Origin of the sequence: Pseudomonas syringae, assembly GCF_001698815.1 — a bacterium.
GTDB classification, from domain to species: domain Bacteria; phylum Pseudomonadota; class Gammaproteobacteria; order Pseudomonadales; family Pseudomonadaceae; genus Aquipseudomonas; species Aquipseudomonas syringae_A.
Genome location: NZ_LGSI01000074.1, coordinates 45,800 through 61,587, shown reverse-complemented (window position 1 = coordinate 61,587; position 15,788 = coordinate 45,800). Strand labels below are relative to the sequence as shown.

Annotated in this window: 15 protein-coding genes; 1 reads left to right on the top strand and 14 read right to left on the bottom strand. The window is 60.3% G+C overall.

Annotated elements, in window-relative coordinates:
* Nucleotides 1-49 precede the first annotated feature (49 nt).
* From AFK24_RS28540 to AFK24_RS28510, 7 genes are all read right to left on the bottom strand, one after another.
* A complete protein-coding gene (locus AFK24_RS28540; RefSeq protein ID WP_065836436.1) occupies nt 50-994 on the bottom strand; it encodes a FecR domain-containing protein in 945 nt (314 codons plus the stop codon).
* Nucleotides 991-1,506, bottom strand: coding sequence for a sigma-70 family RNA polymerase sigma factor (locus AFK24_RS28535; RefSeq protein WP_065836625.1), 516 nt, complete (start codon nt 1,504-1,506; stop codon nt 991-993). The genes AFK24_RS28540 and AFK24_RS28535 overlap by 4 nt, the downstream gene beginning before the upstream one ends.
* Before the next feature lie 352 nt (nt 1,507-1,858).
* On the bottom strand, nt 1,859-2,824 hold the full coding sequence (gene araH, locus AFK24_RS28530; RefSeq protein ID WP_065836435.1) for an L-arabinose ABC transporter permease AraH: 966 nt from the start codon (nt 2,822-2,824) through the stop codon (nt 1,859-1,861).
* A gap of 39 nt (nt 2,825-2,863) precedes the next feature.
* Complete coding sequence (gene araG / locus AFK24_RS28525) at nt 2,864-4,390, bottom strand: L-arabinose ABC transporter ATP-binding protein AraG (RefSeq protein WP_065836434.1); 1,527 nt, start codon at nt 4,388-4,390, stop codon at nt 2,864-2,866.
* Nucleotides 4,391-4,478: 88 nt separating this feature from the next.
* On the bottom strand, nt 4,479-5,483 hold the full coding sequence (locus AFK24_RS28520) for a substrate-binding domain-containing protein (RefSeq protein WP_065836433.1): 1,005 nt from the start codon (nt 5,481-5,483) through the stop codon (nt 4,479-4,481).
* Between the two features lie 152 nt (nt 5,484-5,635).
* Complete coding sequence (locus tag AFK24_RS28515; RefSeq protein ID WP_065836432.1) at nt 5,636-6,514, bottom strand: SMP-30/gluconolactonase/LRE family protein; 879 nt, start codon at nt 6,512-6,514, stop codon at nt 5,636-5,638.
* 45 nt (nt 6,515-6,559) lie between these two features.
* Nucleotides 6,560-7,276 carry a FadR/GntR family transcriptional regulator gene (locus tag AFK24_RS28510; RefSeq protein WP_065836431.1) on the bottom strand — a complete coding sequence of 239 codons (717 nt, stop codon included), beginning with the start codon at nt 7,274-7,276 and terminating at the stop codon, nt 6,560-6,562.
* 304 nt (nt 7,277-7,580) lie between these two features.
* Here AFK24_RS28510 and AFK24_RS28505 point away from each other — a divergent pair, with 304 nt between their 5' ends.
* Nucleotides 7,581-8,729, top strand: coding sequence for an aldose epimerase family protein (locus tag AFK24_RS28505; protein ID WP_065836430.1), 1,149 nt, complete (start codon nt 7,581-7,583; stop codon nt 8,727-8,729).
* Nucleotides 8,730-8,837: 108 nt separating this feature from the next.
* Here AFK24_RS28505 and AFK24_RS28500 read toward each other — a convergent pair whose 3' ends face one another.
* The 7 genes from AFK24_RS28500 to AFK24_RS28475 form a co-directional block, all read right to left on the bottom strand.
* Nucleotides 8,838-9,731, bottom strand: a complete 894-nt coding sequence (locus AFK24_RS28500; RefSeq protein WP_065836429.1) for a metal ABC transporter substrate-binding protein — start codon at nt 9,729-9,731, stop codon at nt 8,838-8,840.
* A gap of 16 nt (nt 9,732-9,747) precedes the next feature.
* Complete coding sequence (locus AFK24_RS28495; RefSeq protein ID WP_065836428.1) at nt 9,748-10,617, bottom strand: metal ABC transporter permease; 870 nt, start codon at nt 10,615-10,617, stop codon at nt 9,748-9,750.
* Entirely contained in the window at nt 10,614-11,378 is a 765-nt protein-coding gene (gene aztA, locus AFK24_RS28490) for a zinc ABC transporter ATP-binding protein AztA (RefSeq protein WP_065836427.1), read from the bottom strand. The genes AFK24_RS28495 and aztA overlap by 4 nt, the downstream gene beginning before the upstream one ends.
* On the bottom strand, nt 11,375-11,506 hold the full coding sequence (locus AFK24_RS31840; RefSeq protein ID WP_276205006.1) for a hypothetical protein: 132 nt from the start codon (nt 11,504-11,506) through the stop codon (nt 11,375-11,377). The genes aztA and AFK24_RS31840 overlap by 4 nt, the downstream gene beginning before the upstream one ends.
* Nucleotides 11,507-11,587: 81 nt before the next feature.
* Nucleotides 11,588-14,365, bottom strand: coding sequence for a cystathionine beta-lyase (metC, locus tag AFK24_RS28485; protein WP_065836426.1), 2,778 nt, complete (start codon nt 14,363-14,365; stop codon nt 11,588-11,590).
* Nucleotides 14,366-14,511: 146 nt separating this feature from the next.
* The gene (locus AFK24_RS28480; RefSeq protein ID WP_065836425.1) at nt 14,512-15,168 is read right to left on the bottom strand and encodes a glutathione S-transferase N-terminal domain-containing protein; all 657 of its coding nucleotides are present in this window, start codon (nt 15,166-15,168) and stop codon (nt 14,512-14,514) included.
* A complete protein-coding gene (locus AFK24_RS28475; RefSeq protein WP_065836424.1) occupies nt 15,165-15,761 on the bottom strand; it encodes a cysteine dioxygenase in 597 nt (198 codons plus the stop codon). The genes AFK24_RS28480 and AFK24_RS28475 overlap by 4 nt, the downstream gene beginning before the upstream one ends.
* Nucleotides 15,762-15,788: the final 27 nt, after the last annotated feature.

The following is a 15,788-nucleotide window of genomic DNA, read 5'->3' as shown; positions in this document are numbered from 1 at the left end:
TCGTTCACTTGAGAGCAATGACAGGCGAGTTCGGAAAAAGGGACACCGATCAGGCAGAAATTTTTCGCGGCGTCAGCGTGACCCAATAACGGGTGCGCGTCTGCACCTGCACCGGCAGACTGGCAGCCAGCAGCAACAGGATCTTGTCGGTATCGTCGAGGCGGAATGTACCGGTGACTTTCAAGGCATCCAGCGCCGGTTCCCAGCGCAAAATGCCAGGGCGATAACGGCTCAGTTCGGCAAGGAACAGCCCCAGGGGCTGGTTTTCGACGCTGAGCACACCTTCGCGCCAGCCCGGCTGTCGGGTGTCGAAGTTGTGCAACGGCGCCACGGAGGATGCGTTCATGGTTGTTTGCTGGCCGCCGTGCAAGCGCACGCTCAAGCCATTTTGCGGGAACAGATCGACACTGCCGCGCCAGACGGAAACCCGACAGCCCTGCCCGTCCAGACGCACGCAAAGCTCGGCGTCGTTAGCAACAATGCGTCCGGCGCGGGTTTCGATGGCGATTGCGGCCGTGTTCGCCGCCATATTCAACGCCAGCTCACCTTCGATCAGCGCCAGGCTGCGGGTGGCAACGTCGATATTCACCGCGCTGGCCGTATCGAGTTGCAACAGGCTGCCGTCGGGCAGAGGCAACTCCTTGCGCTCGCCCGCCACCGTGCGCAAATCCGCGCGCCATGCGGCTACGGGGGCTTGCTGGCTGAGCAGCCAGCCGCCAGGCAGCAACGCGGCGACGATCAAGGTTCGCTTGAGGACGGTACGACGGCCCAGAGCCGGGCGGTCGAGGCTGGCCAGTGCCAGTTCGCCCGGCAATGCGGAAAATCTGCCACGCAGACCCTGGGCTTTTTGCCAGGTCTGTTCGTGACTGGGGCATTGCTCGCGCCAGCGTTGCAACTGCGCGCGGTCCTCGTCACTGGCGGCGCCGGATTCCAGCAGCACCAGCCAGTACGCCGCATCTTCGGCCACCCGGCGCGACGGCGCGGAACTGCTCACAGCTCGGCCATCAGACAATGGGTGTAAGCCTGGGCCATGTAGCGTTTCACCGTGCGCTCGGACACCTGCAGCCGCTGCGCGATCTGCGCATAACCCAGACCTTCCAGTTGCGCCCACAAAAAAGCCCGGCGCACCGCCAAAGGCAACGCGTCGAGCAATTCATCCAGGGCTTGCAGGGTTTCCAGTAGAATCCAGCGCTGTTCAGGCGACGGGATGACGCTCTCGGGCAAGGTCGCCAAGGCCTGAAGATAAGCCTGCTCAAGGCTGCGACGCTGATAGTGATTGACCAGCAAACGCTTGCCGACCGTCAGCAGATAAGCGCGAGGTTCACGCAGTTGGGTCAGCGGTTCGCTGTGCTGGCTGGCCAGCACCCGGACAAACGTATCCTGGCTCAGGTCGGCCGCATCCCACGCATTACCCAGCCGCGCGCGCAGCCAGTTTTCCAGCCAGCTGCGGTGCTCACGGTAGAAATTTTCCAGAGTGGCCTCTGAAGGCCCTGCTGTTTGCCTCATGCTGAACGGCCCACTGCGCATGTCACTAATTAAAATGAGAATCATTCTAATTAGTTAGCGTGGGCTCGCCAATCTTTTAATTTCCGTAGGAGATTTCATATTTTGGGGGCACCCCCAAAAATCGCGTTGGATCACGCGACTTGATGTGGGAGTTTACGAGCAGCGCGAGGCAGCGATGGCGGTCTGCCTGACACACCACCTCGCGGCCATCGTAACCTTCGAACGTTCCTACAGGATCGCGAGTCAGCGGTCCGTAGGAGCGGATTTATCCGCGAGGAGGCAGGTACATTCGAGGTGGTTTCTGTGCTGGGAATGCCGCCCTCCCGGCTGAAGCCGGTCCTACACGATAGCCTTACCTACGCTTCATCCGGTCAATGATCACCGCCAACAGCAGAATCGAACCGCGAATCACGTATTGGTAGAAGGTGTCGATGTTCTTCAGGTTCATGGCGTTTTCGATGATTGCCAGAATCAGCACCCCGGCGATCACATGGCGAATCATGCCGATGCCACCGCTCAGCGAAACCCCTCCCAGCACGCAGGCCGAGATCACGGTCAGTTCGAAGCCCTGGCCGATCATCGGTTGCCCGGAGGTCATCCGCGATGCCAGGACCACGCCGGCCAATGCGCCGATCAAGCCATGCACGGCGAAGATGATGATCTTGGTGCGATCCACGTGCACGCCAGCCAGCAGTGCGGCTTCCTGGTTACCGCCGATGGCCAGGGTGTTGCGCCCGTACGTCGTGTAGTTGAGCAGCCAGCCAAAGAACGCGAAGCAGGCGATGGTGATCAGGATCGGCACCGGGACGCCGTACAACTGGCCGTTGCCGAACACGAAGAAGTCTTCGTTCATCACCCCGACGGCCTTGCCGTTGGAGAAAATATACGCAAGGCCGCGGACGATCTGCATGGTCGCCAGCGTTGCGATCAGCGCGTTGATCCGCAGCTTGGCAATCACGATGCCGTTGATCAGGCCTACGACAAGGCCCATGGCAAGGGCTGCCGAAATCCCGAGGAACAGGCTGTCCGTGTCGCGCATGACAATCCCGGCGATGACCCCGGAGCAGGCCAGAACCGAGCCCACGGACAAATCGAAGTGCCCGGAAGCCAGGCAGAACAGCATGGTGCAGGCGGCGATGCCCACCGTGGAAATCGCCAGGCCCAGACCGCGCATGTTCAGCGGCGACATGAAGTTATCGATCAGCAACGCGCAAAGCACGAAGATGCCCACAGCGGCCATCAACATTGCCCAGTCGTCGATTAAACGACGCACATTGAGACCTTGGCGTGGAGCCGTCAGGCTGGTTTCGGTAGACATACGCACCTCTTTTTTATTCTTCACGGTGTTTGGCCAGGTTCAGACGCGGGTTCGCGGCAGTGCCAGTTGCAGCAGTCGTGCTTCATTGGCCTCGTCGCGGGCAAGCTCGCCAGTGATGGCGCCCTCGCTCATGACCAGGATTCGGTCAGCAATGCCCATGACTTCCATCAGATCGCTGGACACGACAATGACCGCGATGCCATCGGCGGCAAGGTTATGGATGATCTGATAGATCTCGGATTTCGCGCCGATGTCGATGCCGCGCGTCGGCTCATCCAGCAGCAGCACTTTCATGGGCATCGATAGCCAACGCCCGAGAATCGCCTTCTGCTGATTGCCGCCGGAGAGAAACAGCATTTGCTGATCCGCCGAGGGCGTCTTGACGTTCATTGATTTGATCTGCGCCTTGGCGTTGTCGCGCTCCCAACGCCCCTGAATCAGACAACCCAGGCTGACGTGACGCGGTCGCGCGCCGATATTGATATTTTCCTGCACGCTGGAGAGCGGCACGATGCCCTCTTTTTTGCGATCCTCCGGGCACAACAGAATTCCGGCGGCAATGGCGTCACGCGGGGACTTGAGCTCCAGCGCCTTGCCCTCGATCTGCAGGACGCCTGCCTTGCTGCGGGTCAGGCCGGAAAGCATGCGGAACAGTTCGGTACGGCCAGCGCCCACCAGGCCGAAAAAGCCCAGCACTTCGCCCTTCTCCACCGCGAAACTCACCGGTTCCTGCAACCCCGGACCCATTAGTCCCGTCACTCGCAGACTCGGCCCCTGATGCTGGCACGGGCGATAGTTGTAGATGTCCTGAATGTCGCGACCGACCATGCAGGTCACCAGCCGATCGTGATCCAGGTCGGCCATGTCCTCGAAGGTGCGCACGAAGCGACCATCCTTGAACACCGTCACCGCATCGCAGACCCGGAAGATCTCTTCCATACGGTGCGACACGTAAAGGATGACCCGACCTTCGTCGCGCAACTTGACGATGATCGCCATCAAACGGTCGATTTCTCGCGCCGACAAACTGCTGGTGGGTTCATCGAAGGCGATGACATGGGCGTTACGTGACATGGCCTTGGCGATTTCCACCAACTGGCGCTGACCGAGGGACAAATCGCCCAAGCGGGTGTTCGGGTCGATTTCGTCGGCCAGGCCTTTGAGCAGTTCTCGGGCGCGGCGCACCATGGCCCGCCGATTGACCATGCCCCAGCGGTTGGGCATGTGGCCCAGCAACAGGTTTTCGGCGACGGACATTTCCGGGACCAGTTGCAGTTCCTGGTGGATTACGGCGACACCGGCGGCAATACTGTCAGCCGTGGACTTGAAGACCTGTTCCCGCCCGCCAATGGACAAGCTGCCACTGTTGGGCTGGTATGAGCCGCCGAGAATCTTCAGCAGCGTGGACTTGCCTGCGCCGTTTTCGCCCATCAAGGCGTGGACGCTGCCCGGACGTGCTTCAAAGTTGATGTCCGACAGCGCACGCACACCGGGAAAGGTCTTGCCGATCCCGTTGAAACGCAGACTGCCGGCGGATGGATGCTGTTCAGTGGCCAGTTGTTGCATGGAACCCTCCTCCTCGCTCCATCGGTCAATGGAGCGAGGCCTTGCAGATGGCGACCTGAAATTCAGGCCTCAAGACGACGCCAGGCGGTTACTTGTACAAACCGATCTTGGTCAGCACTTCCTTGAAGTTGGCCCGGGTGATCAATGTCACGTCGTCCATCGCGGTGTATTTCGGAGGTTCCTTGCCAGTCGTGACCCACTCGTACATGTACTTGGCTGTGTTGTAGCCTTCCTTGTCCGGGCTTGGCAGCATCGAACCGAAGAAGCCACTTTCCTTCTTCTTCAATTCGTCAATGGCGTCGGTGCCATTGATGCCGATTCCGATGACATTGCTGGCGCTGAAACCATTGGTGCTGGTGGCGCGCACGCCGCCGAGGACTGTGTTGTCATTCATGCCGCCGATGATCAGGTTCTTGGCGGTCGCAGGCAGCTTAGGCAGGGCCGAGTTGGTGGAATCCATGCTGCCAGGTACGTCGAGGGTTTTCTGCGGCGCGTAGATAATGTGGTCTTGCGGCAGGCCAGCCTTGGTCAACGAATCGACGGAACCGTCGGTACGCTTTTTACCGGTATCCAGCTCGTTGTAGGTGTTGATGATCGCGTAGGTCTCTTTCCAGTCCCAGTTACGAACCTTCGCTTCAGCAGCCATGGCGGCGCCCTGTTTCTGACCTACCTCGAAAGCGGCCATGCCCAGATACGGCACATCTTCCATGAATTTGCCGCTGGCATCGACAAAGCGATCATCGACGGCCATGACTTTCATGTCATTGGCCTTGGCCTTGGCGACAATGGCCGGGCCCAGCGAAACATCTGGCGGGCAGATAACGAAGCCCTTGGCGCCGTTGGCGGCAAGGCTGTCGATGGCGGCAAGGGTTTTTTCACCGTCTGGCACGGCGATTTTGATGACCTCGAAACCAAGATCCTTCCCGGCTTTCTCGGCAAAGGCCCATTCCGTCTGGAACCAGGGCTCTTCAGCTTGCTTGACCAGAAAGCCGATCTTGATTGTCTCGGCGGCGGAGGAAATGCCGCTCATGCCCAGAACGGCAGTGGCGACGGCAACACAGCACAGGGAGCGAATCCCGTGGCGACTCAACATAGCTAACTCCTTATTTTTATTGAATAGCTACCAGCGTCCAGCGGAGGGTTGTTGGGACACCGCAAGGACGTCAAAACAACAGAAAACAGTCATATCATATTATGAATGCCGACTATGTAACCTAGTGTCACGGCATCCTGAGGACAGCGAATTCATCCTGCAAAACGGTGGCAGGCCATGCCTTGCACACCCACATCTGCCATCAATAACGCGCCGTCGAACTGCCCCCTGGCATCGGCGGGCGCGGCGCTGGTGACATACAGCGTAGAAAGATCCGGGCCGCCGAATACGCAACTGGTGGGATGGCTGACCGGTAATTCCACCAGCCGGTCGACGCTGCCGTCCGGGGCGAAGCGAATCAGGCAATGACCGTCCCAGCGTGCGTTCCAGATATACCCTTCGGCGTCCATGGCTGAACCGTCCGGCGTGCCGCGAGCATGCTCGGCCGCCCAGACGTCACGCGAACCCAGGCGGCCATCAGCGTGAATCGGATAACGATAGATCACCCCGTCCAGGCTGTCGGCGCTGTACACCTCGTCGCCCGCAGCGTTCCACAACAGCGTGTTGACGATGCCTTGCCCGGCGAGCAACGGCGTGACGCTGGCGTCATGATCGACGCGGAACAGACCGCCCGAACGACGCTTCAACGGCAAGTCGCCGCCTTCTTCATCCAGATTGTTTTGCATGCTGCCCAGCCATAGACGGCCGTGCGCGTCGCAGCGGGCTTCATTGGCGCGGTTGCCGCTGACCGGATCGGCGACACACAGCAGGCGCAAGCGCGGCTCATCGGCGGGGGAATCAAGATCCAGGCGGTACACGCCGTTGGCCAGGGTTACCAGGGCATCGCCAGCATGGGTGGGGATGAATGCAGATACCGCTTCGGGCATCCGCCATTTACGAAAGTGGCCATCAACCAGGCGGCAGGCCAGCCGCGCCGCGATATCCACCCAATACAACGCCAGTGTTTCGTGATCCCAGAACGGTCCTTCGGCCAGCATGAAACGGTGCTCGGTTACGGGCTGCCAGTGCATAAAATCACCCTTGTTATTATTTTTTTTGGTTAATCGGTACTGCGTTTACTCCGCCGATTGCGCGGCGGCCTGACTGGAGAAAAACCCGGCAATCACCACTGCCGCCTGTTCGATCAGAGTCATGCACGCCCAGACACCGCGCGCTGCATCCCGTGTGGCAATCGCATCGGCCAGTTCCTTGTGCAGCGGCAGCGTCTTGCCCAATTCCCCCGGCACTGCCGAGGTCACTTCGAACGACACCGCCAGCAATGCACCCAGCGCCGGCAACATCTGCTCGATGAACTGGTTGTGACTGGCCGCCAGCACCGCCTCATGAAAGCGCCGATCGGCCAGGTTGTAATCGCCCTTGTCCGCCACGGATATCGCCAGGGCCTCGTATGCCATCTGGATCTCCGCAATCTGCTCCGGACTGGCTCTTTCACAAGCCCAACGCACCGCCATCGGCTCGATGGTGCGGCGCAGGTCGAGCAGATCCATCACAAACCCTTGCGACAAACCCTTGCGTGCCAGCCAACCCACAACCTGCGGATCGAACAGATTCCAGCTCCGCATTGGCATGACCCGTGTCCCGACTTTGGGCCCTACTTCCAGCAACCCTTTGGCGACCAGCGTCTTGATCGCCTCGCGAATCACCGTTCGACTGACGCCCAATTCCTCGGCCAATACCGCTTCAACCTTCAACACCTGCCCCGGCGCTACATTGCCTGCCGCGATCCAGGTGCCCAACCGGTCCACCGTCGACGCGTGGAAATTACTGCTCATCGTGCTTACGCCTCGCTATGCGGTTTTTCCGCAGATCGAGGCTAATCATCACATGATTGAGCGTCAAGTCAGCTCAACGGCCCTGCAATCGACTTTGCCAGACGCTGATGAGAACCAATAATCCCGTGCAGCTACTAAATAGTATTACGATTAAATTTTCAAGCACGCTTTTATCGTCTATAAATCCACTTATCGTTAAAATCACGAATGAATAGTCTTACCAATCAAATGAGGTTTACGTACGTCCCACTGCAGATCGAACCATCGGTACTGCGCAAAACAACAAAAAAAGGTAGAACAACCCATGAAACCCTCTTCTCTGCTCAGCAGCTTTGGACTGTCCCTGATGATCGCAACCCTGACGGCCAACGCGGCCGGGCTTTCCAGTGAACACAGCGCCTTTGGTGCTACCAGCGATGGCACCGCCGTCGAGAAGTACACCTTGCGCAACAGCCATGGCATCGAAGCCAACGTCATAACCTATGGCGCGACGCTGCAGTCGCTGCTGGTGCCGGACAAGAACGGCAAGGTCGACGATGTGGTGCTGGGTTTCGATGATGTGCAGGGCTATCAGAACAACGGCACGGTGTATTTCGGCGCGACCATCGGTCGTTTTGGCAACCGCCTTGCGGGCGGCCAGTTCAGCCTCGACGGCAAGACCTATCAGGTTCCGCAAAACGACAAGACCAATGCCTTGCACGGCGGCCCCCAGGGTTTTGACAAGCGGGTCTGGAAAGCCGAGCCGAGCAACGGCAATGGCTGGGTTGGGGTGAAACTGACCTACCTGTCGGCCGATGGCGAAATGGGTTTTCCCGGCGCACTGAACACCGAAGTCACCTACAGCCTGAACGAGAAAAACGAGCTGCGCATTCAGTACCGCGCCACCACCGACAAACCTACGGTGCTGAACCTGACCAACCACAGTTACTTCAACCTGGCTGGCGCCGGCAACGGCGATGTGCTCAAGCAGGTCGCGACCCTGCACGCTTCGCACTACACGCCGGTGAATGAAAAGCTGATCCCTACGGGCGAGCTGCCCGCCGTCAGCGGTACGCCCATGGACTTCCTCAAACCCACGGCCATCGGCAAGAACATCAAGGCCGATCATCAGCAGCTGAAATACGCCGAACCCAAGCAAGGCGGCTTCGATTTCAACTGGGTGCTGGACACCAAAGGCGACGTGAGCAAACTCGCCGCCGAGGTCAGCGATCCGCAATCCGGGCGGCGTTTGCAGTTGTTTACCAGCGAACCCGGCGTGCAGTTGTACACCGGCAACTTCCTCGACGGCAGCATCCATGGCAAGGCCGGCAAGGTCTATCCGCATTGGGGCGCGTTCACCCTGGAAACCCAACACTACCCGGATGCGCCGAACCAACCGAAATTCCCAAGCACGCGTCTGGATCCGGGCAAAACCTACACCCAGACCACGGTGTTCAAGTTCATCGGAAAATGAACCTGTTGGAGCGAGGCTTGCCCGCGAAGGCGATTTTGCTGACGAATCCCGTTTGGCTGACACAACGCCTTCGCGGGCAAGCCCTGCTCCAACGGGACCGTATCGGGTTTACTGCCCTTTCATCGCCGCCGCCAGCTTGTCGACGTTGTAGCGAAACATCTGCGCATAGCTGGCGGCCGGGCCGTCGGCGGGCGACAGGGATTCCACGTACAGTTCGCCGCCTGGCTGGGCGCCGCTGGCGTCGGCGATTTGTTTGACCAGACGCGGGTCGCCAGAATTTTCAAAGAAGTATGCACTGACGTGCTCGGCCTTGATCTGGCGGATCAACTTGCCGACATCTGCCGCCGACGCTTCAGATTCGGTGGAGAAACCCAATGGCGACAGGAAGGTCACGCCGTAAGCATCGCCGAAATAACCAAAAGCATCGTGGGAAGTCAGGACCTTGCGCTTGGCGGCCGGGATCGACTGGATCTGCGTCCGCGCGTAGCTGTCGAGTTCCTGCAACTGCGCCATGTAGCGTGCGCCGTTAGCCTGGTAGACACTAGCACCCTCGGGATCAGCCTTCTTCAAGGCCACGACGATATTGCGCACGTAGATCACGCCATTGGCGGCGCTGTTCCAGGCGTGGGGATCGGTGATGCGCTTGCCGTCTTCTTCCATGCTGCGGGTCTTGATGCCATCGGACAGCACCACCGGCTGGCCCTTGTAGCCCGAGGCTTTGATCAAACGGTCGAGCCAGCCTTCCAGATGCAAACCACTGACGAACGCGACATCGGCCTTTTTCAGGGCCAGCGCATCGGCCGGGGTCGGCTCGTAGACGTGGGGATCGCCGTTTGGTCCGATCAACGACGTGACATGCACCCGATCACCGCCGACGTTATGCACCATGTCGGCAATCACCGTGAACGAAGCCACTGCTTCAACGGGTTTGGCCTGGGCCAGCAGACTAAACGCAGACAGCACAAAAGCTGCCATTGAGCTCAACAGCATGGAGTTCTTCATGACATTTCCTTCGGTTTCAGTGAGCGAGATGGGGTTTGGGGAACAGCTGCCGCAGGATGCCGGTGCGACCGAACAACAGGGAGAACCCGTAGAACGCACTGGCGGTCAGCACAATCGCCGGACCCGACGCGACGCCCAGATGGTAGGAAATGATCAAGCCGATCAAACCCGAGAGCGTCGCCACCAGCGTCGAAATCAACACCAGCGCACTCAGTGAGGTGGCCCAGAAACGCGCCGCCGTCGCTGGCAGCATCATCATGCCGACTGCCATGAGCGTGCCCAGCGCCTGAAAGCCCGCCACCAGATTGAGCACCACCAGCAACAGAAACAGCACGTGATACAGCGAGCCGCGCCCGCCCACCGCGCGCAGAAAGCCGGGATCGAAACACTCCAGCACCAAGGGGCGATAGATCAGCGCCAGCAGAAGCACAGTGAAAGAAGCGATGCCGCCAACCATATAAATCGCGTCAGCGTCGATGGCGAGGATGGTGCCGAACAACACATGCAGCAGATCGACGTTGGAGCCATGCAGCGAGACAATCATCACCCCGGCGGCCAATGACGTGAGGTAGAAACTGGCGAAGCTGGCGTCCTCACGCAGGCTGGTCAGCCGACTGACCAGCCCGGACAGCAGCGCAACGGCCAGACCGGCGATCAACCCACCGATGCCCATGGCGGGCAACGACAAACCGAAAAACAGGAAGCCCAGCGCCGCGCCCGGTAGCACCGCATGACTCATGGCGTCGCCCACCAGGCTCATGCGCCGCAGCATCAGCAACACGCCCACCGGACCGGAACCGATGCCCAGCGCCAGACAGGCGACCAACGCCCTGCGCATGAAGCCGAATTCGACAAAGGGCTCGATCAGCAGCGAATACAGAATCATGCCCGGCGCTCCTGCTCTTCATCGGCATCCAAAGCACACAGCTCGGCGTCGGCACTCCAGAACTCGGCCATATTGCGCGCCTTGCGCAGGTTCACGACGCTCAAGACATCAGCGGTGGCGCCCCAGGCAATCGCTTCCCGAGCCATCAACAAGGTTTGCGGAAAATGCAGACGAACCTGATCGATGTCGTGCAACACGGCGATGACCGTACGGCCTTGGCCATGCCAGACGCGCACCAATTCCAGCAGATCCCGCGTGGTGCGGGCGTCGATGGCGTTGAAGGGTTCGTCGAGCAGAATCACCGAGGCGTCCTGCAACAGCAATCGGGCGAACAGCGCGCGCTGGAATTGCCCGGCCGACAACGAACCAATGCTGCGCCCTTCAAAACCGTCCAGCCCCACGGCCTGCAATGACGCCTGGGTGCGCCGGGCCAGATCCCGACTCAAACCGCGAAACGGGCCGATGCGGTGCCAGGCGCCCATGGCCACGGTGTCGGCCACGCTCAAGGGGAAACTGCGATCAATCTCGGCGGCCTGGGGCAGATAGCCCAGGGTTTTCGCCGCCAGATGGCCGCGATCGACATGGCCCGCAGCGGGTTTCATGGTTCCGGCGATGGCTTTGATCAGGGTGGATTTGCCAGCGCCGTTAGGGCCGACAATAGCCGTGAGGCTGCCGGCCTCGAAGCGTCCGCTGATGTGATGCACGGCGGGGCGGCGTTCGTAGGCGACGGTCAGGTCGTTCAGGGCAATGGCGGCGCTCATGGGATGGCCACCGCCCAAACGATGGCCAGCCAAAGCAGCACCAGCATTGCCAGCGCCAGCACTGTCCGCTTCCAGGCGGATTGGGCCAGCACTGAACCGGTGATGGAGGGAACGCGGGGAGCTTTCATGAGCAAGTAACCTGCAACGATTTGTTACAGTATTACATAGCTCAAATTCTAAGTGTTATAAAATAACACTTAGCCGCGTCATCACCCTTTTATCGCGGCGAAACCTCGGTTCAGGTCCGCTTGCAACGCGGCCACATCTTCCAGCCCGATGTGCAGACGCAGCAGCGGATTCAGGGCCTTGTCGGCCACATTGTTGCGATCACTGACATCCGCCACGGTAATCAGGCTTTCGTAACCGCCCCATGAAGCGCCCAGACCAAACAGCTCCAGGGCGCCAATGAAACGCTCCAGTTGCGCAGGGTCTGCGTCCGCCAGCTCAAAGGACAACAAGCCGTTGCTGCCACTGAAATCGCGTCTGAACAGCGCGTGATCCGGGTGATCGTTCAAGGCCGGATGGAACACGCGTTTGACTTGCGGCCGCGCTTGCAGCCAATGGGCGATTTCCAGTGCCTGGCGCTCATGCACTTCCATGCGCGCCGCCAGGGTTCGGGCGCCGCGCAGCACCAGATACGCATCGTCCGGGCTGACGGTATTGCCGAAACTGTCGCTCATGCGCGCCAACGCAGGCCAGGCCGCTTGCGTGGTACAGACGCTGCCCATGACCACATCGCTATGACCGCACACATACTTGGTCAGGGCCATGATCGAAATATCCGCGCCAAGGGTCAGTGGCCGGTACAGATAGCCCGAGCCCCAGGTGTTATCGACCGCGAGCAGAATGCCTCGCGGTTTGCATAACGCGGCAATCGCTGGCAGATCGCACAGTTCGTACAGCAGCGAACCCGGTACTTCGGCGTAGACCATTTTGGTATTGCTGCGCAGCTGCCCTTCGATGCCCCGCCCATCCGCAGCGAAATACTCCACCTCGATGCCGAATGGCTGCAAAAAGTCTTTAGCCAGGCGGCGAACCGGGCCGTACACCGCATCGGTAATCAGCACATGATCGCCGGGCCGCAGGTACGCCAGGAACGTCTGCGCGACGGCCGCCAATCCGGTGGCGAACAGCTTGCTGCGATGACCGCCTTCCAGTTCGCTGACCAGATCCTCCAGGGCGAAAGCAGTCGGATTGCCACGCGCGCCGTAACTCAATACGCGCTCGCTATCCCGGCGTTTGCGTGCGTCACGCATCTGCCCGAGGCTGTCGAACAGCACCGTGCTTAAACGCGTGACCGGCACATTCACCCCGCGTCCACCGCTGCCCTTTTCAGTGCGCGCGGCATGGACCAGCCGGGTGCGCACCAAAGGATCTGCCGACGAGCGCTCAGGCTTTTTTGCATTGAGCGGCATGAGGCTGGCGATTTCCGCGTCGGTCATCTGCGCCAACAGGCCGATTTCCCAGGCCAGATATTGCCGCGCCGCATCCTTGTTACCGGAGTGACGGTCGTGGGTGAAGAACAGAAAATCGATGCATTGCTCATCCGGTAGCGCGGCGGCATCTTCTATCACCGCCAGCCCCGCGTCCTGCCAGGCTTGTAAACCGCCATCCAGCAGGCGCACATGAGAACGCTGAGCGTCAGGCAGTTCCAGCACGGCCAGCTGGGCCACTTCCGGACTGTCGGCGACCAACACCAGCGGCCGATGCTCGTCAGCAACTGCGGCGGCGAGCAACGAGCGAATCGACCAGCGCGAGCCTTGAATATGGCCCTTGCGAAAACTCATGCTTGGGCGCAGATCGATCACTGCCACGGCGGCGTCTTTTAGCGCATCGCTCAGCTCAGGTGCGCTGATAGTCGGCAACGACGGCCCGGCAACCAGACGTGCGACATCGAGGGCAGCATCAAGCCCAAAACCAGAATCGATTCCGCCTTCCAGCACATAAGCATCGTGGCCCAACTGGCGCAGCCAACTGGCCACAATCGGCGCGCGAATTCCGTCGCTGTCTACCAGCACCAGGCGCGCATGACGCACGCCGACATACAAATCAGTGGACTGAATCAACTGCCCGCCGGGCGTATGGTGCGCACCGCGCAGCGTGCCTGCGGTGAATTCTTCGGCAGTGCGCACGTCACACAGAAACAGACTGCGCTGCGCATCGGCGGCCCAGGTCGCTGCCACCTCGGCACTTACCGTCGTGACGCCAGCGCGCCGAGCCAAAGCCTGGGCAGCGCTGCGTTGTTTCGCCAGAGCGAGCGGCGATACCGCGTCCGGATAGCGACGGCTGCTGCCATGCTCCAGCTGCAAGTCCGCGAGAAACCAGCCTTGGGTGCCGTTTTCCAGGGCATAGACCGGGTTTTTCACGCCCAGATCGATCAAGGTCTGGGCGCCGATGATGCTGCGGGTGCGCCCGGCGCAGTTGACGACGATGGGCGTGGTTTCGTCCTGCAACAGCTCAGGCAGGCGGTAACCGAGTTCACCGTTGGGGCAGCAGATCGAGCCGGGAATGGTCATCTTGCGGTATTCATCGAACGGGCGACCGTCCAGCAACAGCAGCGGCTCGCCACGGGCCTGCCAGCCAGCCAGTTCGCCAGCGCTGATATGCGGCGTGTGACTCGCCTCTTCCACCAATTCGCCAAAGGCCTTGGATGGCACATGCACCCCTGCGAACAACTGCAAACCGGCCGCCTGCCAACCCTCGGCGCCGCCTCGCAGAATGTGCACCTGCGTGTAGCCCAGCGCTTCAAGACGCGCCGCCGCGCGCGCCGCCAACTCAGTGCCGTCCTGATCGTAAATCACCAGACGCACGACAGGATTGGGCGCCAGACGCGGCACTTCCAGTTCCAGTCGGCTGTACGGCAGGTTCTGCCCGTGAAACAGGTGCGCCTCGCCGTACTGACCATGCTCGCGTACGTCGAACAGGGCGATTTCCTGTCCATCAAACAGCCAGTGCTGAAGCTGCGCCGGGGTGATGATTTGGCTCATGGGGTTCTCTGATTTGTTATGAATACAGCTTCTGTACAGACTGTGTGGGAGCGAGCTTGCTCGCGAAAGGGCCAATACAGCCGCCCCGTTTCGAGCCGAAAATCGACTTCGCGAGCAAGCTTGCTCCCACCAGTCTTTGCTTGGATTTACTGCAAGGCCAACGACCGCTCAGCCGCCGCCACTTCCCTGCCCTTGGCATACGCACGCTGCACGGCCGGGCGGGCCTTGATGCGTTCGCGCCAGGCGGTGATGTTTGGATACACAGCCAAATCCTGCCCCTGACGCAGCGGCTGAATCCACGGGAAAATCGCCATGTCGGCGATGGAATATTCCCCCGCCACAAACGGCACCTCGCCAAGACGTTTTTCCAGCACGCCATACAGACGCGTCGCTTCGGCGTTGAGCAGGTCCAGGGCAAACGGAATCGGCTCGGGCGCCTTTTCCTTGAACAGCTGCAACTGGCTCAGATACGGCGTGATATGCCCGACCTGCCAGAACAGCCATTCCTGCACTCGCTGGCGTTCGACGCTGTCAGCGGCAGGCAAAAAGCGCCCGGCCTTGTTGGCCAGATAATTGAGGATCGCGCCGGACTCGAACAGGCTCAGCGGTTCATTACCTGCATCCGGTGCATGATCGACAATCGCCGGAATCCGCCCGTTGGCACTCAGGCGCTGGAAGCTGTCCTGCTTCTGTTCGCCAGTACGAATGTTGATCGGCAGCGTGCGGTACTCCTGCCCGAGTTCTTCGAGCAGGATAGCAACTTTCAGGCCGTTGCCGGTGGGCCAGTAATAAAGGTCGATCATGCGTAGGCCTTGATCGACGGGGCCATTTGCGAGGCGTTGTAATTGAGCACGCGGCCTTCTTCGTTGACGCCGTAACGGCCATTCAACGACTCCAGCGGGCGACCGTACAAGTGGAAGTGCAGCGTCGGTGTTTCACCCTCGACAAGGATGCCGTGCAAGTCATCGCCGAGGAAACCGATCGGCGTACCCGGCTGAACCACAACTTCCTTGTCCAGCACCAGTTTGGCGTACTGCGGATCGCTGCCGTCGTCGCTGCGCGCCCACACGTAATTGATTTCCTGACCCTGCACGGCAACGATCACCGCCCAGGTTTCGTGGTTGTGCGGCAGGGTTTTCTTGCCCGGCAGCAGCGAGTTCATGTACAGCGTTGGCGTCTCGCCATCATCGTTCAAACGGTAGCGAAAGGCGGTGTCGCCCTCGCCCGGCACCGGCGACGGGAACGCGTCGAAATTGAACAGATCGTGACGCGCGGCCAGCCCTTCGAGCAGGCCGATGATTTCCTGCAGCGCAGCACGGTCTACGCCGCGCTTGTTGATGACGCGGACTTGCTCGAGAAGCGTCTCGATGGCTTGGGCACGGGTTTCGGTAGTCATGAAAAATACTCCTGGGAGGTCATTGCA

Excerpts from the sequence above, each read along its gene's own strand:
- AFK24_RS28535 (WP_065836625.1), bottom strand. The coding sequence starts at position 1,506 with ATGAGGCAAACAGCAGGGCCTTCAGAGGCCACTCTGGAAAATTTCTAC.
- araH (WP_065836435.1), bottom strand. The coding sequence starts at position 2,824 with ATGTCTACCGAAACCAGCCTGACGGCTCCACGCCAAGGTCTCAATGTG.
- araG (WP_065836434.1), bottom strand. The coding sequence starts at position 4,390 with ATGCAACAACTGGCCACTGAACAGCATCCATCCGCCGGCAGTCTGCGT.
- AFK24_RS28520 (WP_065836433.1), bottom strand. The coding sequence starts at position 5,483 with ATGTTGAGTCGCCACGGGATTCGCTCCCTGTGCTGTGTTGCCGTCGCC.
- AFK24_RS28515 (WP_065836432.1), bottom strand. The coding sequence starts at position 6,514 with ATGCACTGGCAGCCCGTAACCGAGCACCGTTTCATGCTGGCCGAAGGA.
- AFK24_RS28510 (WP_065836431.1), bottom strand. The coding sequence starts at position 7,276 with ATGAGCAGTAATTTCCACGCGTCGACGGTGGACCGGTTGGGCACCTGG.
- AFK24_RS28505 (WP_065836430.1), top strand. The coding sequence starts at position 7,581 with ATGAAACCCTCTTCTCTGCTCAGCAGCTTTGGACTGTCCCTGATGATC.
- AFK24_RS28500 (WP_065836429.1), bottom strand. The coding sequence starts at position 9,731 with ATGAAGAACTCCATGCTGTTGAGCTCAATGGCAGCTTTTGTGCTGTCT.
- AFK24_RS28495 (WP_065836428.1), bottom strand. The coding sequence starts at position 10,617 with ATGATTCTGTATTCGCTGCTGATCGAGCCCTTTGTCGAATTCGGCTTC.
- aztA (WP_065836427.1), bottom strand. The coding sequence starts at position 11,378 with ATGAGCGCCGCCATTGCCCTGAACGACCTGACCGTCGCCTACGAACGC.
- AFK24_RS31840 (WP_276205006.1), bottom strand. The coding sequence starts at position 11,506 with ATGAAAGCTCCCCGCGTTCCCTCCATCACCGGTTCAGTGCTGGCCCAA.
- metC (WP_065836426.1), bottom strand. The coding sequence starts at position 14,365 with ATGAGCCAAATCATCACCCCGGCGCAGCTTCAGCACTGGCTGTTTGAT.
- AFK24_RS28480 (WP_065836425.1), bottom strand. The coding sequence starts at position 15,168 with ATGATCGACCTTTATTACTGGCCCACCGGCAACGGCCTGAAAGTTGCT.
- AFK24_RS28475 (WP_065836424.1), bottom strand. The coding sequence starts at position 15,761 with ATGACTACCGAAACCCGTGCCCAAGCCATCGAGACGCTTCTCGAGCAA.